Raw genomic sequence first — 22,098 nt, 5'->3', positions numbered from 1 at the left:
CGGCCGTGCGTGACCGGGCACCGGACGGACCGAGCCGTTCTCGGAGCCGCCCGCCGGGTGGTGGCTCAGCGGGCGCAGGGCCCTACCGGCGGCGCCGCCCGCCGCGGTGACCCGTCCTGTGGAACGTACCGTTCGGGCCGTCGGGCGATGACGTGCGGACGCGCGGCGATCCCGCTGACCGGTCGCCGCGACGTGTTCGGCCGGAGTGCTTGTGTCAGCGGCTCGTGTCGGGGACGACCCGGGCGACGGTGTGTCAGCGGCTCGTGTCGAGGATGACCCGGGCGACGGCGGCGGGGTCGTCGTTCATCGGGACGTGGCCGCAACCCGGGAGCCGGACGAGCCGTGCCCCCGGAACCACATGCTTGGCCCTCACTCCCTGGCGACGCGGGAGCAGGCGGTCCTTGCTGCCCCAGGCGATGCTGACGGGGAGGTCCGGCACGTCATCGGTGAAGGCGACGGTCAGGCCGGCCTCGAGGGTCTGCCGGAATCCGGTCGCTTCGCGCAGGGCCACGGTCTCCGACACCACCGCGTCGGGTGAACGGCGCCCGGGCCGGGCGTAGATGGTGCTGGTCAGCGCTGTACGACCGGGCGAGCTCCTCGAGAGCCGCTCGATCAGTGGCATCGGCATCGAGAGAGCCGCCCCGCGCATCGCCCGCAGCACTCCGAAGGCATAACGACGCTCGCTCAGCGTCCAGAAACCCGCGGGGGAGAAGGCCGTCACCGAACGCGCCAGCTTCTCGCGGCCCAACTCCAGTGCCAGGAGACCCCCCAGTGAGTTCCCCGCGACGTGGGGACGTTCCACGCCGAGTGCGTCGAAGAGCGAGCCGAGCAGGGGGACCATCGTCCGCAGGTCGTAGGAAAGCCCCTGAGGCAGCGCAGGTGAGGCGCCGAATCCGGGCAGGTCCAAAGCTATGACGTCCCGCCCGGCCGCCAGGATGCGAAGGACCGGATCCCACGCCTGGCGGTGATGACCGATTCCGTGCAGCAGCACCAACGGCGCACCCGCGCCCGTTCGTTCGTACGCGACTTCGGCCGTGCGACCACCGAAAGGAGAGTCGACTGCGAACGAGACAGTGGTGGTCATACTGCTCCTCGGAACGGACCTGCTGGGCTGGGAGGAAGGAACGAGACGACTCGTCAACAATGATTACCGTCCGGTAGCTTCCAGTTCAATGGGCGGGTGCCGATTCCCGCTGGACACCCTCAGGTGCGTCGGCTGGGATGGATGAGTGACTGCCGACACCGTGACCGAGCTCTTCGAAGAACACCGGCCCTTCCTCACCGGGGTCGCCTACCGCATGCTCGGCCGCGTCGCCGATGCCGAGGACGTGGTGCAGGAGGCGTGGCTGCGCTGGTCGTCTGCGGAGCATGAAGGCGTGCGGGAGCCGCGGGCCTTCCTCGTGCGGATCACCACCCGTCTGGCCATCGACCGTCTGCGGCATCTGCGGTCCCGGCGCGAGGCGTACGTGGGGCCCTGGCTGCCCGAACCGGTGGTCACCGCATTCGGCCCGGCCGTCCCGGATTCCGAGGAACGCGCGGTACTCGCCGACTCCGTTTCCCTCGCCGTACTCGTCGTCCTCGAATCCCTCTCCCCGTTGGAGCGTGCGGTTTTCGTCCTGCGTGAGGCCTTCGGCTTCCCGTACGCGGAGATCGGGACCACCCTCGACCGGTCGGAGGTGGCGGTCAGGCAGCTCGCGGGCCGCGCCAAGCGTCACGTGGAGGAGCGCAAACCGCGCTACGACGTAGATCCGGCCGTGCGGCGCGATCTCACGGAGCGCTTCCTCGTCGCCGCTTCGGGTGGGGACCTGGAGCAGATGCTCGCCCTGCTGGCGCCCGACGTGCGCATGGTCAGTGACAGCGGGGGCAAGGCGAAGGCGCCGCGCAGAATCATCGAGACCGCGGACAAGGTCGGCCGGTTCCTCCTCGCTGTGGGGCATGAACGGTCAGCCGCCACGAAGGTGCGGATCCTGGAGCTCAACGGCGGTCCCGCTCTGGTGTTCAGCGTCGACGGCGAGGTGGACACCGTGGCCCAGGCCGACGTCGGAGACGGGGTCATCCGATGCGTGTACCTCATTCGTAACCCGGACAAACTGGCAGGGGTGCCCGCGGAATAGCGGTGCGAGCGGAAAGCCCCGCCCTGCCCCCGGGAGGCTTGCGCGGAGCTTCCCGGGGGCCTTCGCGCGGCATGGGCTCACCGCCGCCGTACGAACGTCCCGTGAACGCTCTGCGGCAGTGGACCGTTTCACTGTGTTACGGGGCGAGGATTGGTCTTGACCAAGGTGGTTCGCCGTCCTAAGGTCTGAGCGATAAGGCAGGAACCTTTAATAAAGAACGTCGCGGAAAACAAGCCACCGGGCGGATGCGGAGGACAGGGTGGGGACCACGCAGCTGGAATCGGTGCAGGAGCCGAAGTACTGGCACCTCAAGACCGTGCTCAGTGAGGCACTCGACTCGGACTTCGCGGTGGGAGAGGTCCTGCCCAACGAGCGGGACCTCGCGGCGCGCTTCGGTGTCGCCAGGGCGACGCTCCGTCAGGCGCTCGAGCAGCTGGAGCTCGAAGGCAGGCTGCAGCGACGCCGCGGCGTCGGCACCACCGTCGCTCCGCCCCGCGTCGGAGTGGCCGTCGCCACCGCACAGCACGGCTGGGCGGGCGGCGACACGGACGAGGCATGGCAGCCCACCGAGTGCACGACCACGACGGCTCCGGCCGCCGTCGCCCTCATGCTCGACACGGACCCCGGAGGGCTCGTGCACGTGGTGCGCCGCATCCGTGTCGCCCAAGGGCAGGCCGTGGCGGCAGAGCTTCTGTACGTGCCGACGTCGTCGGTGCCCGAACTCTCCGCCATCGAAGCGCCGTCCGGGCCCGTCCGGGCCCGAAGCGTCCTGAGGGAACTGCACCGCCTTGACCTCGACGGCCAGGACCGCTCGGTCGAACTGGGGTCGGCGCGCGCGGACGACGCCAAGGAGCTCGACCGACTCCCGGGTGCCCCCGTTCTCGTGGTCACCACCCGGTACCTCGCCGCAGCCGGGACGGCGGCTGTCTCTGTCGCCACCTACCGGGCCGACACCTGCCGGCTCACCTTCGGGGATTCGGGCGCGCTGGAGATCAGCCACGCCGAACAGGAGCGCAAGGCCTCCTGATGCTCGGCCCTGTCGGCCCGCGGTCGCCCGTGGCGATGTCGTCCTGCAGTGTCGTCCGTGGTGTCGGCCGTACGGCCCGTCGCTCTCAGCGGCGGGCCGTCACCGTTCCCTCCACGGCGAAGAGCTGTTCCTCCACGTGGTCGAGCGCCAGCCGAAGAGCACCGGTGGCGACAGCCGCCTCTCCAAGGAGTGACAGTGCCACCCTCGGCGGCCGCAGACAGTAGCGGGCGAGCTCGTCACGGAGCGGGTCGAGGACACCGTCCAGGCCCGCGGCCCACCCGCCGATGACCACCACCTCCGGATCGAGCGCCAGCACCAGGGCCGCCACGTCATGCACCAGCCGTTGAATGAAGCGAGCGACCGCGGCCTGTGCCCCGGCGTCACCATCCCTGGCCTTGGCGAAAACGGCGGCGACGGCCTGCTCGTCCAGGGGCACGAGTGGCGTGTCCGTCGTGGACAGCAGGTGTTCCGGTGTGACATCGCGGCCCAGAAGATGCAGTGCGCCGATCTCGCCGGCCGCGCCGCCGAAGCCACGGTGCAGACGACCGCCGATCAGTGCACCCGCGCCGGGGCTCAAGCCTGCCAGGACGAAGACGATGTCGTCCGACTCGGTCGCCGCTCCCTTCCAGTGTTCCGCCACCGCGGCGGCGTTGGCGTCGTTCTCCACCAGGACGTGGCACTTGAACGAGCGCCGCAGCCTCTCGCCGAGCGCGAGTCCGGTCCAGTCCGGCAGCGCCGTCCCCAGCCGTACGGTCCCGTCGGCCTCGACGATGCCCGGGCTGCCCACGCCGACCGCGCGCAGGCTGCTCCGCTGCACGCCGGCACGACGCAGCACATCGGCGATCATGCCTCTGACCTGGTCGAGTCTGTCATCCGCGGACGCGGCCTCGGAGACGTCACGTGAACCCGCGCAGACGATCCTGCCGTCCAGGCCGGACAGCAGGGCGGAGATCCGGTGCGGGCCGATCTCGATGCCCAGCAGGTACCCCGCCTCTGCACGGAACCTGAACCGTCTGGCGGGGCGGCCCTGACGGCGGGTTTCGTTCTCGTCGGGAAGCGCCTCTACCACGAGGCCCGCACCGATGAGCCCTTCCACGACACCCTCGACCGTGGGACGCGACAGGCCAGTGATCCGGGTGAGGTCCGTGAGCGTGGGCGAATCCGCCCCTCGCAGGGCGTGCAGCACCACTGCGGAATTGATCCTCCGCAGCAGAGACGGGTCCCCACCGGTCAGCCTGCCCACCGTGTGTCCTCCCAGGTCGTGCCCATGTCTGCCGGATCGTACTCGCTGCCCCCGACCTCGGCGACCAGCACCCGGAGAGAGGCGTTGGGAGCCGGTTCGCGGCCCCGAGGCCGTCCTCGGTCAGCGCGGAGTCACGAAGCCTGACTCGTAGGCGGCGATCACCGCCTGGGTGCGGTCCCTGGCTCCCAACTTCGCGAGCACGGCGCTGACATGTGTCTTGACCGTCTCCACGCCCACGACGAGCTTGCCGGCGATCTCCGCGTTGGACAGACCTTGTGCCATCAGACGGAGCACCGTCGCCTCGCGGTCCGTGAGTGCCGCCCGGTCCATCGCGACCCGCGCCCTGGCGGAGCCGTACTCGGCGGCGAGCTGCCGGACAGCAGCGGGGAAGAGCAGAGACTCGCCTTCCGCGACCAGCCGTACGGCATGCACGACCTCCGCGGGCCGGGCGCGCTTCAGCAGAAACCCGTTGGCGCCCGCGCGCAGTGCCTCGTAGACGTACTCGTCGTTCTCGAACGTGGTCACCACCAGGATCTTCGGCGGAGCGGCGACGGTTCGCAGCACCGCCCGCGTCGCCTCGATGCCGTCCATCAGCGGCATGCGTACATCCATGGCCACGACGTCCGGCCGGAGCCGGCTCACCAGGGGAATCACCGCTGCACCGTCGGCGGCCTCACCCACCACTTCGATGTCGGGCTGCGCTTCCAGAACCACGCGCAGTCCGGCGCGTACCAGAGGTTCGTCGTCGACCAGAAGAACGGTAACGGGCATCCGGTCAGCGTATGCGGTCCAGCGGGAGGGTCGCGTGCACCCTCCATTCCCCCTCGCACGGGCCGGTGCTGGCCTTGCCACCCAACAGGGCGGCCCGCTCCCGTATGCCTCTGAGTCCGTTCCCACTCCCCGGGCCACGCGGTTCCCCTGCGAGGGGGTTGGCCACCTCCAGCTCCAGCCTTTCCTCCGCCGCGGAGATTCTCACCCGTACGGGAACGGCGCCGGCGTGACGCAGCACATTGGTGAGCGATTCCTGCAGAATCCGGTAACCCTCGCGGGACACCGGGCCCGGCACGAGCTCCAGCGCGCCGGTCACCTCCACGTCGATCCTCGCCCCGGAGCCACGTGCGGACTCCAGCAGCCGGTCGGCCTCGACCAGGGTGGGACGCCCGCTCACGGGCACGTCGGTCTCGCGCAACACCCCAAGGACACGCTCCAGATCGTCCAGTGCGTTGCGGCCCGTCTCCTCGATGGCGGCGAGTGCCCGCGCGGTGAACTCCGGGCTGCCCGCTGTCCTGGCGGCACCTGCCTGTACCACCGCGACCGTCAGCGCATGTCCGATCGAATCATGAAGCTCGCGCGCTATCCGATTGCGCTCCAGAAGCTGTTCGGTGCGCTCCTCCAGCGCCGTCATCCGCTCGGTAGGCGATGGCCCCAGTAGTCCCCGGGCTGCTGCCGTGACCACCTCACCGCCCAGGACGACCAGCCCGAGAAGGAACAGGATCGGCAGGGGAGCGAGCAGGGCGCACCACCAGCCGGGCTGGACACCGCGGGCCAGCCACTCGTCGCTCGGGCCCGTCCCGAACGAACCTCGCACCAGATCGACCGCTGTCGCCGACAGCCAGACCGTCGCGAAGCACGCCACCGCCCCGAGGACCAGCCGCAGCTCCAGCCAGACAACGGTGCGGCATCGGTCGGTCCAAGTCGTGGCGGGCCCGGCCGAGATGGGGGCCCCGGGCCCCCTCTGAGCGGGCTGGAGGAGCAATTGGGCCTGGAGTCCTTCGGCAAGTCGCACCGCAGGAAGCAGCCCGACAGGTACCGCGAAGAGGAACAGCATCCACGGCCTGGTCGGGGAGATGAACAGCCACACACTGCCCACCGCGGCCGGAATGAGCAGGTGCAGCCATCGACTGTAGGTGGCCGGTCGGGCCAGCATTGCGAAGAAGCTGCGCATCCTGCAATCGTGCCAGGGCAGGCCGGGGGACGGCTCCCCCGGGAGAGGGAGGCGACCTACCCTGGCGGGGGAGGCCGCGACCGGGGGCCGAGGGTCAGGCTGAGGTCATGACCAGCATCGACGTTCATGAGCTCACCAAGGACTACGGAAAGATCCGCGCCGTGGACCACCTCACGTTCAGCGTGCGGCCTGGCCGGGTGACCGGCTTCCTCGGGCCCAACGGTGCGGGCAAGTCCACCACCATGCGCCACGTCCTCGGTCTGGACCGGGCGACCGGTGGTTCTGCCACCATCGGTGGTCGGCCCTACGCCTCGCTGGCCAATCCGCTGCGCCGGGTCGGCGCACTGCTCGATGCTCAGGCGGCCCATGGCTCGCGCACCGCCCGCAACCACTTGCTTGCACTCGCCGCCAGTAACGGCATAGTGGCCGGCAGGGTCGAAGAGACGCTCGTTGAGGCCGGTCTGGGCTCGGTCGGAGGCCGGCGGATCAAGACGTTCTCGCTCGGAATGCGACAGCGACTCGGGATCGCCGCGGCGCTTCTCGGTGATCCCGAGGTGGTGATGCTGGACGAACCGTCGAACGGACTGGATCCGGAGGGCGTCATATGGATCCGGGAGCTGGTGCGGAAGCTGGCAGGTGAGGGCCGTACGGTGCTGGTCTCCAGCCACCTGATGAGCGAGACCTCCTCGTTCGCCGATCACCTTGTCGTCCTCGGCAGGGGAAGACTCCTTGTCGACATGCCGATGCGGGAATTCCTCGCCTCCCGGAGCCGGCCCGGAGTGCGGTTCCGCGCCACGGAGCCCACGCGGCTGCGCGATGCGCTGATCCACAAGGGGCACGAGCCGTCACAGGGCGACGACGGGTGCTGGACGGTCGCCGGAGCTTCTGCGGAGGAGATCGGTGTCCTGGCCGCATCCGAAGGCATCCCACTTCTCGAACTCAGAACCGAGCAGGTCACGTTGGAAGAGGCATACCTCGATCTCACTGGGACCGAGACGGAATTCACCGCAACCGAGCACCCCCTCGCAGACCAGGAGGCCTGACCAGCATGACCACGTCGATGACCGCGGTACTGCACTCCGAGTGGATCAAGATCAACTCGGTGCGGGCCGTCGCAGGTTCCCTCATAGCGGTTTTCGCCGCCACGCTCTTCGTGACGGTGTTCGTCGCCTCCACCATCGGGCAGGCGGAGGCGGACAACACGGGTGGCGATCTCCTCTTCTCCGCCTTCTACGCGCTGAACTTCGGCCAGATCGCGGCCATCAGCTTCGGTGCGACCGCTCTGTCGTCCGAGTTCCTGAACGGAGCCCTGCGGATATCACTCACGGCCGTACCCAGCCGCAGCCGCTTCTACGTCGCGAAGATGGCGATGGTCGGCGGGCTCGCTCTGGTCGTAGGGTTGATCACCAGCTTCTCCACATTTCTGGTTGGACAGCTCTTCATGGGCGAGTACGCGATCCGCCTCGAGGAACCAGATGTCCTGCGCGCCGCGATCGGCGGTGGCGTCTACCTGGCTCTGATGGCTCTGTTCGCAGCGGGCCTCACGGCGGTCCTGCGCAGCGCGATCGCGGTGCTCAGCCTGCTCATCCCCTTCATTCTGATCGTCTCCTTCGTGGTCGGAGACCTCGCGGGAGGCGTCGCCCAGTATCTCCCCGACCGAGCCGGGCAGTTGGTGCTCCAGGCGCATCCTGAGGGAAGTCTCGGACCGTGGACGGGGCTGGCCGTGACCGCAGGGTGGGCGGGTGCCGCCCTGGTCGCAGGCTGGTGGGCCCTATGGAAGCGGGACGCCTGAGCCGCGACGGCGGAGTGGGCGTGGCCCACGTGCTCGCAGGTCGTGTTGCCGGCTTCCGAGACGCGTGTGCGGGAGGCTTCCGGGACCTTGCGGGCGCCAGGGACTACCTGCTGAGGGCCATGTGTCAGTGCGGGGCGCTTTACTGACGGTATGACCACCGCACATCACCTCCGCCTCATCGACGGGATGCGCACCACGGACTTCCCTCCGGAGCGCGTTCGGTCAGGCTCGGGCGTCAGCGGACCTGGCTACCACACGGTGCTCCTCATCGGCGAGGACGGCCACGATGAGGGAGAGGGGGCAGATCGCGCAGATCACCGGGTGCAGTGCCTGGCGGAACACGATGCGCTGCTCACACTGCTGACGCTGCGCTGGGGCGAGCCACAGGTCGTCAGCTTGTGGAGCGCACAGGAACGGATGACGGCGGGGGAGGTGATAGCCGAGCCCTGGGCCGAACCGGTCGCGAGTTGCGAGTACCTCCAGTTGTGGCGGACGGAAGGCAGGTGGGTGGCCGTTGTGCTCTACCAGGAGGATGACGGGCCAGGCTGCGAGTTGGGGGTTCTGGTCACCGTGGTCGACCCACCCTGAACGGCGAGTTGCCCTCCCTGGGGCATCCGGCCGCAGCACTTCCATGGCGGTTCCGGAGAGGTCCTGCGGCACTTCCTGCCCGAGCCGGGAGGTGTGCTCCTAGCCGGAGGCGTCCCGGCCGACCACCGCCAACAGGCGGGCGAACTCGTCCGTCATGGTGTGCACGGTCCAGTGCGCGTTCAGCCCGCTCGGATTGGGCAGCGCCCAGACACGGGCGCCGCCCACGGTCCGTTCCTGCGGGCCGATCCGCGCGCGGCGATCGCCGAAGGCCGTGCGATAAGCGGTGACACCGACGACCGCGAGCCACAGCGGGCGAAGTTCTTCCACCTTCGCCGAGAGCACTCTTCCGCCTTCACGGAACTCCTCCGGCCCGAGCTCGTCCGCCCGTGCCGTGGCCCTGGCCACCACATTGGTGATCCCCAGTCCGAAGCCCGGAAGTTGGTTCTGCTCCGATGCCTTCAGCTGCCTCGGTGTGAAGCCCGACCGATGCAGTACCGGCCAGAACCGATTGCCCGGATGGGCGAAGTGGTGCCCCGTGGCGGCAGACATGAGGCTGGGGTTGATTCCGCAGAACAGCACACGCAGACCGCCCGCGACGACGTCCGGTACGACGCGATCGCGGGCGGCCTGGAGCTCCTCGGGTGTCATCCGGTAATGATGGCAGCCGTCAGAGGATGGAGCCGGGGGTGTACGCGGCAGCCTCCGGGTGCTGCTTGGCGATCTGCTCGATCCTGCGGACCACCGAGGCGACCTGGCCGCCCGCCGCACCGGTGAACGACAGCTTGTCAGCCATCAGGGCGTCGAGCTCGCCGCGGTCGAGCGGGATCCGCTCGTCGGCGGCCAGCTTGTCCAGCAGCTCGTTGCGCTCCGCGCCCTGCTCCCGCATGGCGAGCGCAGAGGCGACCGCGTTCTCCTTGATGGCCTCGTGGGCGACCTCGCGGCCGACTCCGGCCCGCACCGCGCCCATAAGCACCTTGGTCGTGGCGAGGAAGGGAAGATAGCGGTCCAGCTCACGCGCCACGACCGCGGGGAACGCACCGAACTCGTCGAGCACCGTGAGGAAGGTCTCCAGCAGACCGTCGAAGGCGAAGAAGGCGTCCGGCAGCGCGACCCGGCGGACCACCGAGCAGGACACGTCGCCCTCGTTCCACTGGTCGCCCGCGAGCTCGCCCGTCATCGACGCGTAGCCGCGCAGGATCACCATCAAGCCGTTGACGCGCTCACAGGAGCGGGTGTTCATCTTGTGCGGCATCGCCGACGAGCCGACCTGGCCAGGCTTGAAGCCCTCGGTCACCAGCTCGTGCCCGGCCATGAGGCGGATGGTCTTGGCGACCGACGAGGGAGCGGCGGCCAACTGAACCAGTGCCGTCACGACGTCGTAGTCGAGGGAGCGGGGGTACACCTGGCCGACGGAGGTGAAGGCGTGCGCGAAGCCGAGGTGTCCGGCGATGCGCTGCTCCAGATCGGCGAGCTTGTCCGCGTCGCCGCCGAGCAGGTCGAGCATGTCCTGCGCCGTGCCGACAGGCCCCTTGATGCCGCGCAGGGGGTATCGGCCCAGCAGGTCCTCCAGCCGGCCGTAGGCCACGAGCAGCTCGTCCGCGGCGGTGGCGAAGCGCTTGCCGAGCGTCGTCGCCTGTGCGGCGACGTTGTGTGAACGACCCGCCAAGACCAGCTCGCTGTACTCCGCCGCGAGCTTGCCGAGCCGCGCCAGGACCGACACAGCACGGTCGCGCATCAGCTCCAGCGAGAGCCGGATCTGCAGCTGTTCGACGTTCTCGGTGAGGTCACGGGAGGTCATCCCCTTGTGGACCTGCTCATGGCCGGCGAGAGCGTTGAACTCCTCGATGCGGGCCTTCACGTCGTGCCGGGTGATCTTCTCGCGCTCGGCGATCGAGACGAGGTCGACCTGGTCGATCACCCGTTCGTAGTCGGCCAGAGCGGCGTCGGGTACATCGATCCCGAGGTCCTTCTGAGCGCGCAGCACCGCCAGCCACAGCTGACGTTCCAGCTTCACCTTCTGCTCGGGGGACCAGAGGACGGCCAGCTCCGTAGAGGCATAGCGGCCGGCCAGGACATTGGGGATGCGAGGCTTCGCAGACACAGCAGTCACGTGTCCCGATTCTACTGGCGGTTTCTGCAGGTCCGCGCCGCGGGCCGGTTCGTGCTTTCCCACAAGCCGCTCGCCTCGTCGTGTCGGCGCGGCTTCCCGGCCCGTAGTCCGCAGACAGGGCCCCGGCGTCGGGGGGGGTGCGTCCGCCTCCGGCGGGACGCAGCCGAGATCGAGCGACCGAGGTGGTACCGGCCACCGTCCCACCTGCTGCCCGCCGCGATGTGGTCAGCCGTCGAGCCGGCGCCAATCCGTCACCGGTCCGGGGGGCGTGGGCCCGTCCTGGGGAGAGATCCAGAACGCCTTCCCCAGCCCCGCGTCGAACTGTGAGCCGGCCCGGCCGTCGCCGGACGAGCGTCCTGTCAGACGCCGCCCGATCCACGGCATCAGATGCTGGCGGGCGAACCGGACGTCATCGATCCGCCGCTGCGCCCACCGTGCGGGCGCCGACGCGGGCATCGGGGACTGCCAGTCACTCTCGGCGGGCAGTCCCAGCGCCTGCCAGACCGCCTCCGCGACCCTCCGATGTCCCTCGGCCGTCAGGTGCAGCCTGTCGACGTCCCACATGCGCGGATCGCCCAGTGACGGCGCACCGTACAGGTCGGCGACCACCGCACCGTGCCGCTCGGCCAGGTCGCCGATCAGGGTGAAGAGTTCCTCCATGCGCGGACGGAAGCGTTCCATCACCGGACCGTTGCGGCCGGGGCTGCGCATGAGGACCAAGGTCTTGCACGAGGGTGCGAGACGCTCCACCGCCTCCTCCAGCCGGCCGCGGACCATACCCATGTCGCACTTCGGCCTCAACGTGTCGTTGAGCCCACCGACGAGCGTGATCACATCCGGCTGCAACGCCGCGGCGACCCCGACCTGCTCGTCGACGATCTGGCCGATGAGCTTTCCCCGTACGGCGAGATTGGCGTACCGGAACCCGGGCGTACGGGCCGCGAGACGGGCGGCGAGAACGTCGGCCCACCCGCGATAAGAACCATCGGGCAGCAGATCCGACATGCCCTCGGTGAACGAGTCGCCGACCGCGACGAGACTGGTGTAAGAGGCATTCAATTTCATGGCGATGCCGATCGTACCGCGCCGGTGGTTCCCGGGCCGGGTTCGTGGAGCGCCTGCCCCCAGGCCCGGGCCGGCCCCCAGCCCCGGGCAGAGGGTCGGGAGCCGGGGCCGGGAAAACGCGGAAAAGGGGCGCGACCGCGTGGTCGCGCCCCTCCTCGTGCCGTCACGCGACGATCACCCGAACCCGAACCCGAACCCGAACCCGAGCCCGAGCGGGACGGCCCCGGCCCGGCCGGAGTCGTCACGCCGCCGCGGCCTCGACGTCAGCGGGCCTGGGGTCTGCCCACGAGCTCGCGCAGCACGTCCTCCATGGTGATCATGCCCGCCAGCCGGTCGTCCTCGTCGAGCACGGCCGCCAGGTGCGTCCGGCTCCGCCGGAGCGCGGTCAGCACGTCATCCAGAGGTGTCGCCGCACGCACCCTGGCGATGGGCCGCAGAGCGGTCACCGGGAACGGCACGTCGCGCGGAGCTGCGTCCAGGGCGTCCTTCACATGGAGGTACCCGATGATGCGCCGCTCGCTGTCCATCACGGGGAAGCGCGAGAAGCCGGACTCGTGCGAGAGCCGTTCCAGCTCCTCCGGGGTCGTGCCGACCCTGGTGTACAGCACCCGGTCGACCGGGAGCAGCACGTCCCGGACCGGGCGGCGGCCCAGTTCCAGCGCGTGGCGCAGACGGTCCGCCGAGCGGTCGTCGACGAGCCCGGAATCCTCGGCGTCCTTGACGAGGCGGGCGAGTTCGTCGTCGGAGAAGGTCGCGGAGACCTCGTCCTTCGTCTCCACCCGCAGCAGCTTGAGCAGGGCGTTGGCGAAGGCGTTGATCGCGAAGATCACCGGCTTCAGCGCCCTGGCCAGCGCCACCAGGGGCGGTCCGAGCAGCAGAGCGGTGCGGGCGGGCTCGGCCAGTGCGATGTTCTTCGGCACCATCTCGCCCAGCAGCATGTGCAGATACGTCGCCACCGTCAGCGCGATCACGAACGAGATCGGGTGGACCAGCCCGTGCGGTACTCCCACCGTGTCGAAGAGGGGTTCCAGTAGATGGGCGATGGCCGGCTCGGCGACGATACCCAGCACCAGCGTGCAGAGCGTGATGCCCAGCTGGGCCGCCGCCAGAAGCGCCGACACGTGTTCGAGGCCCCAGATGACGCTGCGGGCCCTGCGGTTCCCGGCCTCGGCCTCTGGCTCGATCTGACTGCGGCGCACGGAGATGAGTGCGAACTCCGCGCCGACGAAGAACGCGTTGACCACCAGGGTCAGCAAGCCGATGAAGAGCTGGACGGCGATCATCGTTCGTCCACCTCCGGCTCGTCGTCACCGGGCAGCGGGGCGTGGAGCAGCGCCCGCGCGGCACGGTGTCCCGAAGCGTCCACCACGTCGATCCGCCAGCCCGTGAGTTCGACGGTGTCGCCGACCACCGGAATCCGGCCGACCTCCGTGGCGATCAGCCCGGCCAGCGTCTCGTACGGTCCGTCCGGCACGCGCAGCCCGATGGTGCGGAGCTGGTCCGTGCGGGCCGCTCCGTCTGCGGACCACAGTGTGCGGCCGTCGGCGTCCTCGCCCGCAGCCGCCAGGTCGGGGGTCTCGTGGGGGTCGTGTTCGTCCCTCACCTCGCCGACGACTTCCTCCACGATGTCCTCCAGCGTCACGACTCCCGCCGTACCGCCGTACTCGTCGATGACGACAGCCATGGCCAGCTTTCCGGAGAGGCGGTCCAGCAGGCGGTCCACGGTCAGGGTCTCCGGCACGAGCAAGGGCTCGCGGAGCATGTCCGAGACCCGCTTGCGGGGCCGCTGCTCCGCAGGAATGGCCAGTACGTCCTTGATGTGCGCGACACCGACCACCGTGTCCAGGCTGCCCCGATAGACGGGGAACCGGGAGAGGCCGGTCGCCCGGGTCGCGTTCGCGACGTCCTCGGCGGTCGCCTGTACCTCCAGGGCCGTGACCTGGACGCGGGGGGTCATCACGTTCTCCGCGGTCAGTTCGGACAGGTTGAGGGTGCGCACGAAGAGTTCCGCGGTGTCCGCCTCGAGCGCGCCCTCCTTCGCGGAGTGGCGTGCCAGGGCGACCAGCTCCTGCGGGCTGCGCGCCGAGGCCAGCTCCTCGGCCGGTTCGAGGCCGAAGCGTCGCACCATCCGGTTCGCGGTGTTGTTGAGATGGCTGATGAAGGGCCGGAAGACCGCCGTGAACGCGCGCTGCGGTGCTGCGACCGTGCGGGCGACCGCCAGGGGGGAGGAGATCGCCCAGTTCTTCGGGACGAGCTCACCCACCACCATCAGGACCACGGTGGACAGTGCGGTGCCGATCACGAGCGCCAGCGATGAGGACACGCCGGGCGACAGTCCGGTCGCCTCCACCGGTCCCCGGATCAGTGCGGCGATGGACGGCTCGGAGAGCATGCCCACGACCAGGTTGGTGACGGTGATACCGAGCTGGGCGCCGGAGAGCTGGTAGGTGAGGCTGCGTACGGCCTTGAGCGCTCCCGCCGCACCTCGGTCCCCTCGCTCGACGCTCCGTTCGAGCTCGCCACGTTCCACTGTGGTCAGAGAGAACTCGGCCGCCACGAACACGCCGCAGACGAGGGAGAGCAGGAGCGCCACGAGGAGCAGGAGCACTTCGGTCATCGGTTCACCTCCGTCCCATGGTCGGGCAGGGGCAGAGGGATCGCGCGATGTCGGCGGTATCGACTACTGGGGGGCTCGCCCATGGGCGGACGCTCACACCTTTCGAATGGGTCGGACGGTCGAGGATTCATAGTAAAGGATCGGCAAAAAGGCCTGCCCGGTGTGCGATTTGTAGTTTGTCGCAAGTGTCCGGCGGTCCCGGTCGCGTGTCAGAGGGACTTGACCCAGCGCCGCCAGTGGTCCTCGCGATGGTAGCCAGTCGCACCCCATGCGTGGTGGGCCCGCTCGTTGGACTCCAGGACCATGGCGTCGATCCGCCGCCCGCCCAGGGCGAGGAACCGTCGCTCCGCGGCGTCCAGCAGCGCACCGGCGACGCCCTGTCGGCGATGGTCGGGGTGTACGGCGAGACGGTACGCGGAGCATCGCCAACCGTCGAAACCGGCTATGACGGTCCCGACGACCGCGTCGTCCCGCACTGCGAGGAGGAGGGACTCGGGATCCCGTGCGATGAGCCGGGTCACCCCGTCGTGATCGTCGGTGATGCTCGTGCCTTCCGCCGCCTCCCGCCAGAACCGCAGGACGGGATCGATATCGGCGAGGGTCGCGCAGCGGATGCTGAGGTCAGTCATGATCCGAGCCAACCAGAGGGTCCGGGGGGAAAGCGAGCGCTTACCGGTGCCGTGCGGTGGACGTGGTGGCGGGGTGCGGTACGCCGCCACCGCTGCGAGCCGCGGCGTACGCCACCCGGCCCTGCCGGAACCGTTCGTCCCGTCCCGCTCGGGAGCCCCCGCCGCCCCGCCGAGGGCCGGCCCTTCCTGCTCGGGAGGGCCCCAGTTGCACCGAGGTCGACCTGCCCTGCTCGGGGGCACCCGCGCCTCACTCCGGAACGCCGCCCACCCCGGTGCCCCCAGGTGCCGGCCCGTTCCCCTTGCGAGCGCTAGCGGACTCGCGCTAGCGTGATGTCGTGCCCAAGACTCAGCTGAACGTCCGCGTGGACGAGGCCACCGCCGAGGCGGCGCGGCAGCGCGCCCTGCAGCGCGGGATGAGCGTGAACCGCTACATAGAGGAGCTCGTCAAACAGGATGCCGGCGAGGTGGGACACACCTTCGTCGAGGCCGCGGCCGACTTCATGAAGCAGTACGAGTCGGTGTTCGCCGAGGAGTTCGGCCCGGAGCGCAAAGGCACCCGTTGAACCTGCAGATCGACCTTTCCTGGCTGCTCATGGTCGCCGAGCACAAGACACCCGGTGACCCGCAGGTCGTCGACTGGGGTGCACTCGTAGCCGCTGTGAGCCGGCACGAGGCGGAGATCTTCGGCAGCCCCGTCTACAGCGACCCGCACTCCCGCGCAGCCGCCATGCTGCAACTGCTGCTCCATGTGCCCGCGCTCGAGCACTCCAACGCGATGTTCGCGTCCGCCGTCGCCTACGGTTACCTCGTCGCCTCCGGGCTGAAGGTCATCACCTCTCCCGAGCAGGTGCGCGATCTGGCCCGGCTCGTGAAGGAGGGCAAGGCCGACGTCCGGGCCATCGCCGACGAGCTGCGCCGGTGGAGCCTGTGATCGGAGCTCCTCAGCCGGCCTCCGCCGAGCGGTCCACCACACCGGACCGGCGGGCCACGCCGAGCACACACGGGGAAGTCGGCAGCTGCACGCCCCGGTCCGGGATGCGGAACCTGCGGTACACCCCCAGCTCGAAGCCGGCCTCCTCAATCGCCGCGACCGTGTCCCGCGCCGTGTGACAGCCCCCGAACAGCAGCGGCCAGAGTGTGCGGTCCGCCGCACGCTGCGCCGTCGCCAGCGCCCGTCCCGGAGCCAGGGTGTGCTCGAGGAAGCGCAGTTCACCGCCCGGCCGCAGCACACGCTTGATCTCCGCCAGCGCCCGGGGCAGGTCCCGCACCGTGCACAGGACCAGCGAGGCGACGGCCGCGTCGAACGCCTCGCTCTTGACCGGCAGTGCCTCCGCCATGCCCGGCACCACGTCGACCGGCACGTCCGCGCGCAGCGCCGCACCGGCCGCCAGCTGCCGCAGACTGCGCTCGGGCTCGATGGCCACCACTTCGGACACGGCCCCCGGGTAATGCGCGAAGTTGAGACCGTTGCCCGCGCCGATCTCGATGACACGGCCGGAAAGGCCCGAGAGGAGTTCGTCGCGGCGGTCCGCCACGCCTCCCTTGATATCGGCGGTCACGCTCAGCCGGGCGTAGAACCGGGCGAATACCGGATGGTGTACCGCGTCGCGGGGGACGGGTATGCTGCGCCGACGCATGATCGGACCTCCTCGGAGGGCACGGGCACGTGGGTACGGCTCTCCTTCGATTCTCCCCCGTACGGGCCCGCTCAGCCGCTCATCCGGCGGGACGTTTCCCGCCGAGTTCCGCTGAGAGCCAACTCGCCGCCCGGGACCGGAAGTCGGCCGGCGCCAACGTTCCCGCCCCGGCCGGGACCGCCCCGAGCAGTGGGGCGCCCGCCGCGACAGGGAGGTCGTCGATGTTGCACCGTGAGGCCAGATCCGGCTCGGCCGGCATGCTGCCGACCACCACCCCGGGGCAGGTGAGTCCACGCGTCCGCAGCGCCTCCGTCGTCAGCGCGGTGGAGTTGAGGGTTCCCAGGCCCGCGGGTGCCACCACGAGAACGGGTGCCGCCATCAGCCGCGCGGCGTCCGCGAGCGTGGACCCCTGCCCGTCGTAGCGGACGAGCAGCCCGCCCGCCCCCTCGACCAGTACCAGGTCGTGCTCCGTCGCCAGTTTCTGGGCGGCCTCGGCGATCTCGTGCGGTCGGACGGGCGGGAGGCCCGCTCGGCGAGCAGCCGTCTCGGGTGCCAACGGCTCCGGGAAACGCGCCAGTTCCACTGCGGTGACGTGAGCCCCCGCAAGGCGCGCCACCTCTGCGGCGTCCCCCGGCTCGCCCGGGGCGAGGCCGGTCTGCGCGGGCTTGAGGACCGCGACCCGCAGGTCCTGGGCGGCGGCCGCCACCGCCGCGGTCACGATCGTCTTGCCGATCTCGGTGCCCGTACCGGTGATCACGAGAATCTTCATCTCAGCCCTCCCTCGCCGCGGCGCACACAGCCCGGCAGATCCGTGCCACATCGTCGTCGCCGGTCACATAGGGCGGCATGGTGTAGACCAGATCACGGAACGGGCGCAGCCAGACGCCCTCGCGGACCGCGGCCCGTGTCGCGGCCTCCATGTCCACCTCGTGGTCGAGCTGTACCACCCCGATCGCGCCCAGCACCCGGACGTCGCGTACGCCGGAGACTTCGGCGGCCTCGGCCAGCCCCTGGCGCAGGCCCGTGCCGATCCGTTTCACCTCGAGTTCCCAGTCCTGGCCCAGCAGCAGATCCACGGATGCGCAGGCCACAGCCGACGCCAGCGGGTTGCCCATGAACGTCGGCCCGTGCGCCAGCACGGGGACGTCGCCGCTCGAGATGCCCTCTGCCACCCGGGAGGTGCACAACGTCGCCGCCAGCGTCAGATAGCCGCCGGTCAGCGCCTTGCCGACACACATGACATCCGGGGACACTCCGGCGTGCCCGGCTGCGAACAGCTGTCCCGTACGGCCGAACCCGGTCGCGATCTCGTCGAACACCAGCAGCACGTCGTTCGCGTCACACGCCTCGCGGAGCACCCGCAGGTACGCGGGGGAGTGGAAGCGCATCCCGCCCGCACCCTGCACCACGGGTTCCACGATCACCGCTGCCAGTTCGTCGGCGTGAGCGGCCACCAGTTCACGCAGGTGCCGCACATAGGCGTCGTCCGGATCGGCATCGAAGCCGTCCGGTGGGGCGTCGGCGAAAATCTGGCGGGGGAGGGAACCCGACCACAGCTCGTGCATCCCGCCGTCGGGGTCGCACACCGACATGGGCTGCCAGGTGTCCCCGTGGTAACCACCGCGCCACGTGAGCAGCCGGCGCTTGGCGGGCCGCCCGGCCGAACGCCAGTACTGCAGGCACATCTTCACGGCGACCTCGACGGAGACGGACCCCGAGTCGGCGAGGAAGACGTGCTGCAGAGGCTGCGGGGTGATCTCCACGAGCCGGGCCGCCAGCCGGACGGCGGGCTCGTGCGTGAGCCCGCCGAACATCACATGGCTCATCCGGTCCAGCTGGCCGCGGGCGGCCTCGTTGAGTACCGGATGGTTGTAACCGTGCACCGCCGACCACCAGGACGACATGCCGTCCACCAACTCGCTTCGGCCGTGGACGGGTTCGGCGAGCCGGATACGCACCCCGGACGCGGACTCCACGACCAGCGGCTCCTGCCTGCCCGGCATCGGGCCGTAGGGGTGCCAGACGTGGGCCCGGTCCAGGGCGCGGAGTTCCGCGGGGCTGAGCTGATCAGGCATTGGGAGCGAGGTCCGTCCCGGCGCCTCGACGGCGGACCGACACCAGGTCCGTGCGGGCCGCAAGGGCCTCGGAGGGCTCCGGATCGGTCCCGGCCGAGCCGCCGCACGGAGCGCAACCGCCCTCGTGCGAACCGCAGCCGTCTCCGGCAGGCGCCCGGTGCTCGGGGAGTGTCGTCGTCGCCGCTCCCTCCACCTCGAAGCCGGCGTCCGCGATCATGTCGAGGTCGGTCTGTCCGGACTGGCCCTCGCTCGTCAGGTAGTCGCCCAGGAAGATGGAGTTGACCAGATTCAGGGCGAGCGGCTGCATCGAACGCAGATGGACCTCGCGGCCGCCCGCGAGCCGCACCTCGACGTCCGGGCACACGAACCTGACCATCGCCAGGATGCGCAGGCAGCGCTGCGGAGTGAGGTGCCAGTCCTTCGCCAGCGGGGTCCCCTCCATGGGGATCAGGAAGTTCACCGGCACGGAGTCGGGATCGAGCTCACGCAGCGAGAAGACGACGTCCACCAGATCGGCGTCGGTCTCGCCCATCCCGGCGATCAGACCGGAGCACGCCGAAAGTCCGGCAGCCTGGGCCTGCTGCACGGTGTCCACCCTGTCGGCGTACGTGTGGGTGGTCGTGATGTCCCCGTACGTACCTTCGGAGGTGTTCAGGTTGTGGTTGTACGCGTCCGCGCCCGCAGACCGCAGACGGTCGGCCTGGCCCTCGGAGAGCAGACCGAGACAGGCACACACCTCGACGTCCTCGTGCTGCTCCTTGATCGCCTCGATCGTCTGCGACACCCGGTCGACATCACGGTCGGTGGGCCCCCGGCCGCTGGCCACGAGACACACCCGCTTGGCGCCGCCCGCCACCCCCGCGGATGCGGCCTTCTTCGCCTCGTCCGGTTTCAGCCACGTGTACTTGAGGATCTCGGCCTTGGAGCCGAGCCGCTGCGAGCAGTACGAGCAGTCCTCGGGGCAGAGCCCTGACTTCAGATTCACCAGATAGTTCAGCTTGACGCGCCGGCCGAACCACTGGCGGCGCACCTTTCCGGCCGCGGCCACCACGTCGAGCAGTTCGTCGTCGGAGGTCGCCAGCACGGCGAGCGCTTCGTCACGGGTCGGCAGTTCGCGCCGCAGCCCCTTTTCCACCAGCGTGTTCAGCAGGTCCATGGCGTTGATCCTGACGCACAGCACCGCCATCGGCCAAGGAGGAACCGGACAATAGAGGCGTCCGATGCTGTGTGCATTGCCACACCCTGGCCTGTTGCGCACCCGGTTAGGGTCTGTGAGCTGCCTACAAAAAGGGACCCGCCCATGTCCTACGCCCCGTTCGACTGGACCGACGACGAGGCCCGGCGCCGTGCCGACGCCGGACTCGTCCGGACGCTGCGCCCCCGGGCCGCCGAGACGGAACTGCTGGACCTCGCGAGCAACGACTACCTGGGTCTGAGCCGTAACCCCGAGGTCACCGCCGCCGCGGCCGAGGCGGTACGGACGTGGGGCGCGGGCGCCACCGGATCGCGGCTCGTCACGGGATCCACCGCGCTGCACGCCGAGCTCGAGCGCGAACTCGCCGCCTTCTGCGGATTCGAGGCCGCCCTGGTGTTCTCCTCCGGCTACGCGGCCAACCTCGCCGCACTCACGGCGCTCACCGGGCGCGACTCGCTGATCGTCTCCGACGCGGGCAACCACGCCTCGATCGTCGACGGCTGCCGGCTCTCCCGGGCCGATGTCACCGTCGTGCCGCACGCTGATCCCGACGCCTTTCGCAAGGCCCTCCAGGCGCACCGTGGACGGGCACTGGCCGTGACCGACTCCGTCTTCTCGGTGGACGGCGACGCGGCCCCGCTGGCCGGGCTCGCCGACGTCTGCCGCGACGCGGGCGCCGCCCTCGTCGTGGACGACGCGCACGGACTGGGCGTCCTCGGTGAAGGCGGGCGCGGCGCACTCGCGGCCGCAGGACTCGCCGGCGGTGAAGGGGTCGTGGCCACGCTCACCCTTTCGAAGTCGCTCGGGAGCCAGGGAGGAGCGGTGCTCGGGCCCGCCCCGGTCATCCGGCATCTGGTCAACACGGCCCGTACGTTCATCTTCGACACCGGCCTCGCGCCCGCGGCTGTCGGGGCGGCTCTGGGGGCGCTTCGCCTGCTGCGCCGCGAACCCGAACGCGCGTCGAGGGCCGTGGCCGTCGCTGTCGAACTGCACCGCAGGCTGTCGGCGGCCGGACTCACCGCCGTGTACCCCGACGCCGCCGTCGTGTCGGTCCGCGCCCCCTCGGCGGAGTCGGCGGTCCGCTGGGCGGCCGACTGCCGCTCGGCGGGTCTCGTGGTGGGGTGTTTCCGGCCGCCGTCGGTTCCTGACGGGATCTCCAGGCTGAGGCTGACCGCCCGGGCCGACCTGACGCAAAGTCAGATCGAGAAGGCCGTGGACACTGTCCTCGCGACGGCGCCCCGGCCCGTCAGCTGACGGGGCCGCCGCCCAGTCCGGCGACGAAGGACGTCCAGGCCGTGGCCGAGAAGCGCAGAGGCGGAAGGTCCGCGTCCTTGGAGTCGCGTACGGCGAGCCGGTCACGGCCGAGTGGCGCGGTTTCCACGCAGTTGTTCATCCCCGTGCTGCGGCTCGGACCCGCGCGGGGGTCCGGCCCGGAAAGGGGCCTGTGGGGCGCCCGGACACGGCTCAGGTGGCGCGGTTCACCGCAATGGGCGACAGATATATGCATATCTTGGCGGATCGCCGTCACGGAGGGCGGCATCGGTGGCAGTCTGGCGCGAAGCACGATCCAGGCCGGCCGCGGGCCGGTCAGGTGGGAAAGGGACGCGTCGCCATGGCAGACCAGCAGGAAGCAACCGTCACTCTGGCGAGCGATCCGGCCTCGGTCTCCGCGGCCCGCAGATACGTGGCCCGGGTGCTCACGGAATGGGGCCTGGCCGAGGACGGCGACACCGCCGACGCCATCCGGCTGATCGTCTCCGAACTCGCCACGAACGCCGTCCAGCACACCTTCGGGCAGTCGCCCACCTTCACCGTGGACCTCCGGCTCGACCGGGATGCGGAGTTCTACCTCGGGGTGACGGACAGTCACCCCCGCCGGCCCCAACGGCTTCCCGCCGCAGTCCGGCAGGACAACGGCCGCGGGCTGGTGATCATCCGGGCCCTGGCGAGGGAGCGCGGCGGCCGCCTGAGCGTCAGCCCCACCCCGGACGGGGGCAAGACCGTGTCGATCGCCCTGCCCTGGCAGGTTCCCGCGCCGGCCTGACGCCGAGCCGCGCGAGC

The 22,098-nt window shown here is 70.2% G+C and carries 24 protein-coding genes; 9 read left to right on the top strand and 15 right to left on the bottom strand.

Annotated elements, in window-relative coordinates:
- Nucleotides 1-253 precede the first annotated feature (253 nt).
- Nucleotides 254-1,084 carry an alpha/beta fold hydrolase gene (locus tag ABZ441_RS13505; protein WP_358972213.1) on the bottom strand — a complete coding sequence of 277 codons (831 nt, stop codon included), beginning with the start codon at nucleotides 1,082-1,084 and terminating at the stop codon, nucleotides 254-256.
- Between the two features lie 145 nt (nucleotides 1,085-1,229).
- On the opposite strand from ABZ441_RS13505, the gene sigJ reads away from it, so the two are divergent.
- Entirely contained in the window at nucleotides 1,230-2,114 is an 885-nt protein-coding gene (gene sigJ, locus ABZ441_RS13500) for an RNA polymerase sigma factor SigJ (protein ID WP_358972210.1), read from the top strand.
- 259 nt (nucleotides 2,115-2,373) lie between these two features.
- The gene (locus ABZ441_RS13495) at nucleotides 2,374-3,141 is read left to right on the top strand and encodes a GntR family transcriptional regulator (protein WP_358972207.1); all 768 of its coding nucleotides are present in this window, start codon (nucleotides 2,374-2,376) and stop codon (nucleotides 3,139-3,141) included.
- Between the two features lie 85 nt (nucleotides 3,142-3,226).
- Here ABZ441_RS13495 and ABZ441_RS13490 read toward each other — a convergent pair whose 3' ends face one another.
- The 3 genes from ABZ441_RS13490 to ABZ441_RS13480 form a co-directional block, all read right to left on the bottom strand.
- Complete coding sequence (locus ABZ441_RS13490) at nucleotides 3,227-4,384, bottom strand: ROK family transcriptional regulator (protein WP_358972204.1); 1,158 nt, start codon at nucleotides 4,382-4,384, stop codon at nucleotides 3,227-3,229.
- A 120-nt stretch (nucleotides 4,385-4,504) separates the two neighbouring features.
- Entirely contained in the window at nucleotides 4,505-5,155 is a 651-nt protein-coding gene (locus tag ABZ441_RS13485; RefSeq protein ID WP_358972201.1) for a response regulator transcription factor, read from the bottom strand.
- Between the two features lie 4 nt (nucleotides 5,156-5,159).
- Nucleotides 5,160-6,329 (bottom strand): histidine kinase, encoded by a 1,170-nt coding sequence (locus ABZ441_RS13480; protein WP_358972198.1) that lies wholly within the window; start codon nucleotides 6,327-6,329, stop codon nucleotides 5,160-5,162.
- Nucleotides 6,330-6,436: 107 nt separating this feature from the next.
- Between ABZ441_RS13480 and ABZ441_RS13475 the strand changes: the two genes are divergently transcribed.
- The 3 genes from ABZ441_RS13475 (at nucleotide 6,437) to ABZ441_RS13465 (ending at nucleotide 8,709) form a co-directional block, all read left to right on the top strand.
- The gene (locus ABZ441_RS13475; RefSeq protein WP_358972195.1) at nucleotides 6,437-7,372 is read left to right on the top strand and encodes an ATP-binding cassette domain-containing protein; all 936 of its coding nucleotides are present in this window, start codon (nucleotides 6,437-6,439) and stop codon (nucleotides 7,370-7,372) included.
- A gap of 5 nt (nucleotides 7,373-7,377) precedes the next feature.
- Entirely contained in the window at nucleotides 7,378-8,121 is a 744-nt protein-coding gene (locus ABZ441_RS13470) for an ABC transporter permease (RefSeq protein WP_358972191.1), read from the top strand.
- Between the two features lie 150 nt (nucleotides 8,122-8,271).
- Nucleotides 8,272-8,709 (top strand): hypothetical protein, encoded by a 438-nt coding sequence (locus tag ABZ441_RS13465; RefSeq protein WP_358972188.1) that lies wholly within the window; start codon nucleotides 8,272-8,274, stop codon nucleotides 8,707-8,709.
- Nucleotides 8,710-8,808: 99 nt separating this feature from the next.
- On the opposite strand, the gene mug is transcribed toward ABZ441_RS13465, so the two are convergent.
- The 6 genes from mug to ABZ441_RS13435 form a co-directional block, all read right to left on the bottom strand.
- Nucleotides 8,809-9,357: a G/U mismatch-specific DNA glycosylase gene (gene mug / locus ABZ441_RS13460; protein WP_358972185.1), complete on the bottom strand. Its 549-nt coding sequence runs from the start codon at nucleotides 9,355-9,357 to the stop codon at nucleotides 8,809-8,811.
- A 19-nt stretch (nucleotides 9,358-9,376) separates the two neighbouring features.
- Entirely contained in the window at nucleotides 9,377-10,819 is a 1,443-nt protein-coding gene (gene purB, locus ABZ441_RS13455; protein WP_358972182.1) for an adenylosuccinate lyase, read from the bottom strand.
- Between the two features lie 225 nt (nucleotides 10,820-11,044).
- Entirely contained in the window at nucleotides 11,045-11,884 is an 840-nt protein-coding gene (locus ABZ441_RS13450) for an SGNH/GDSL hydrolase family protein (RefSeq protein ID WP_358972179.1), read from the bottom strand.
- Between the two features lie 263 nt (nucleotides 11,885-12,147).
- Nucleotides 12,148-13,167: a hemolysin family protein gene (locus tag ABZ441_RS13445; protein ID WP_358972176.1), complete on the bottom strand. Its 1,020-nt coding sequence runs from the start codon at nucleotides 13,165-13,167 to the stop codon at nucleotides 12,148-12,150.
- Nucleotides 13,164-14,501, bottom strand: coding sequence for a hemolysin family protein (locus ABZ441_RS13440; RefSeq protein ID WP_205023249.1), 1,338 nt, complete (start codon nucleotides 14,499-14,501; stop codon nucleotides 13,164-13,166). Before ABZ441_RS13440 ends, ABZ441_RS13445 begins: the two co-directional genes overlap by 4 nt.
- A 209-nt stretch (nucleotides 14,502-14,710) precedes the next feature.
- Complete coding sequence (locus ABZ441_RS13435; RefSeq protein ID WP_358972173.1) at nucleotides 14,711-15,130, bottom strand: GNAT family N-acetyltransferase; 420 nt, start codon at nucleotides 15,128-15,130, stop codon at nucleotides 14,711-14,713.
- Between the two features lie 335 nt (nucleotides 15,131-15,465).
- Here ABZ441_RS13435 and ABZ441_RS13430 point away from each other — a divergent pair, with 335 nt between their 5' ends.
- Together ABZ441_RS13430 and ABZ441_RS13425 are read left to right on the top strand one after the other, a co-directional pair.
- Complete coding sequence (locus ABZ441_RS13430) at nucleotides 15,466-15,693, top strand: hypothetical protein (protein WP_030921856.1); 228 nt, start codon at nucleotides 15,466-15,468, stop codon at nucleotides 15,691-15,693.
- Complete coding sequence (locus ABZ441_RS13425; protein WP_031094113.1) at nucleotides 15,690-16,061, top strand: hypothetical protein; 372 nt, start codon at nucleotides 15,690-15,692, stop codon at nucleotides 16,059-16,061. The genes ABZ441_RS13430 and ABZ441_RS13425 overlap by 4 nt, the downstream gene beginning before the upstream one ends.
- Nucleotides 16,062-16,071: 10 nt before the next feature.
- Here the strand turns inward: ABZ441_RS13425 and ABZ441_RS13420 are convergent, their stop codons facing one another.
- The 4 genes from ABZ441_RS13420 to bioB all read right to left on the bottom strand — a co-directional run bounded on the left by ABZ441_RS13420 (nucleotide 16,072) and on the right by bioB (nucleotide 19,998).
- Entirely contained in the window at nucleotides 16,072-16,767 is a 696-nt protein-coding gene (locus ABZ441_RS13420) for a class I SAM-dependent methyltransferase (protein ID WP_358972169.1), read from the bottom strand.
- Nucleotides 16,768-16,846: 79 nt separating this feature from the next.
- Nucleotides 16,847-17,536: a dethiobiotin synthase gene (gene bioD / locus ABZ441_RS13415; RefSeq protein ID WP_358972167.1), complete on the bottom strand. Its 690-nt coding sequence runs from the start codon at nucleotides 17,534-17,536 to the stop codon at nucleotides 16,847-16,849.
- A 1-nt stretch (nucleotide 17,537) separates the two neighbouring features.
- Nucleotides 17,538-18,842: an adenosylmethionine--8-amino-7-oxononanoate transaminase gene (locus ABZ441_RS13410; RefSeq protein ID WP_358972163.1), complete on the bottom strand. Its 1,305-nt coding sequence runs from the start codon at nucleotides 18,840-18,842 to the stop codon at nucleotides 17,538-17,540.
- Complete coding sequence (bioB, locus tag ABZ441_RS13405) at nucleotides 18,835-19,998, bottom strand: biotin synthase BioB (RefSeq protein WP_358972160.1); 1,164 nt, start codon at nucleotides 19,996-19,998, stop codon at nucleotides 18,835-18,837. The genes ABZ441_RS13410 and bioB overlap by 8 nt, the downstream gene beginning before the upstream one ends.
- A 144-nt stretch (nucleotides 19,999-20,142) precedes the next feature.
- Between bioB and ABZ441_RS13400 the strand changes: the two genes are divergently transcribed.
- Nucleotides 20,143-21,291 carry an 8-amino-7-oxononanoate synthase gene (locus ABZ441_RS13400; protein ID WP_358972158.1) on the top strand — a complete coding sequence of 383 codons (1,149 nt, stop codon included), beginning with the start codon at nucleotides 20,143-20,145 and terminating at the stop codon, nucleotides 21,289-21,291.
- Here the strand turns inward: ABZ441_RS13400 and ABZ441_RS13395 are convergent.
- A complete protein-coding gene (locus ABZ441_RS13395; protein ID WP_358972156.1) occupies nucleotides 21,284-21,544 on the bottom strand; it encodes a DUF397 domain-containing protein in 261 nt (86 codons plus the stop codon). The genes ABZ441_RS13400 and ABZ441_RS13395 overlap by 8 nt on opposite strands.
- A gap of 105 nt (nucleotides 21,545-21,649) precedes the next feature.
- On the opposite strand from ABZ441_RS13395, the gene ABZ441_RS13390 reads away from it, so the two are divergent.
- Nucleotides 21,650-22,081: an ATP-binding protein gene (locus tag ABZ441_RS13390; RefSeq protein ID WP_358972154.1), complete on the top strand. Its 432-nt coding sequence runs from the start codon at nucleotides 21,650-21,652 to the stop codon at nucleotides 22,079-22,081.
- Nucleotides 22,082-22,098: the final 17 nt, after the last annotated feature.

Origin of the sequence: Streptomyces sp. NPDC005752, from assembly GCF_040630715.1 — a bacterium.
In the GTDB taxonomy this organism is placed as follows: Bacteria; Actinomycetota; Actinomycetes; order Streptomycetales; family Streptomycetaceae; genus Streptomyces.
The sequence above is the reverse complement of the archived record's forward strand: the minus strand, read 5'-3'. Positions and strand labels throughout refer to the sequence as shown.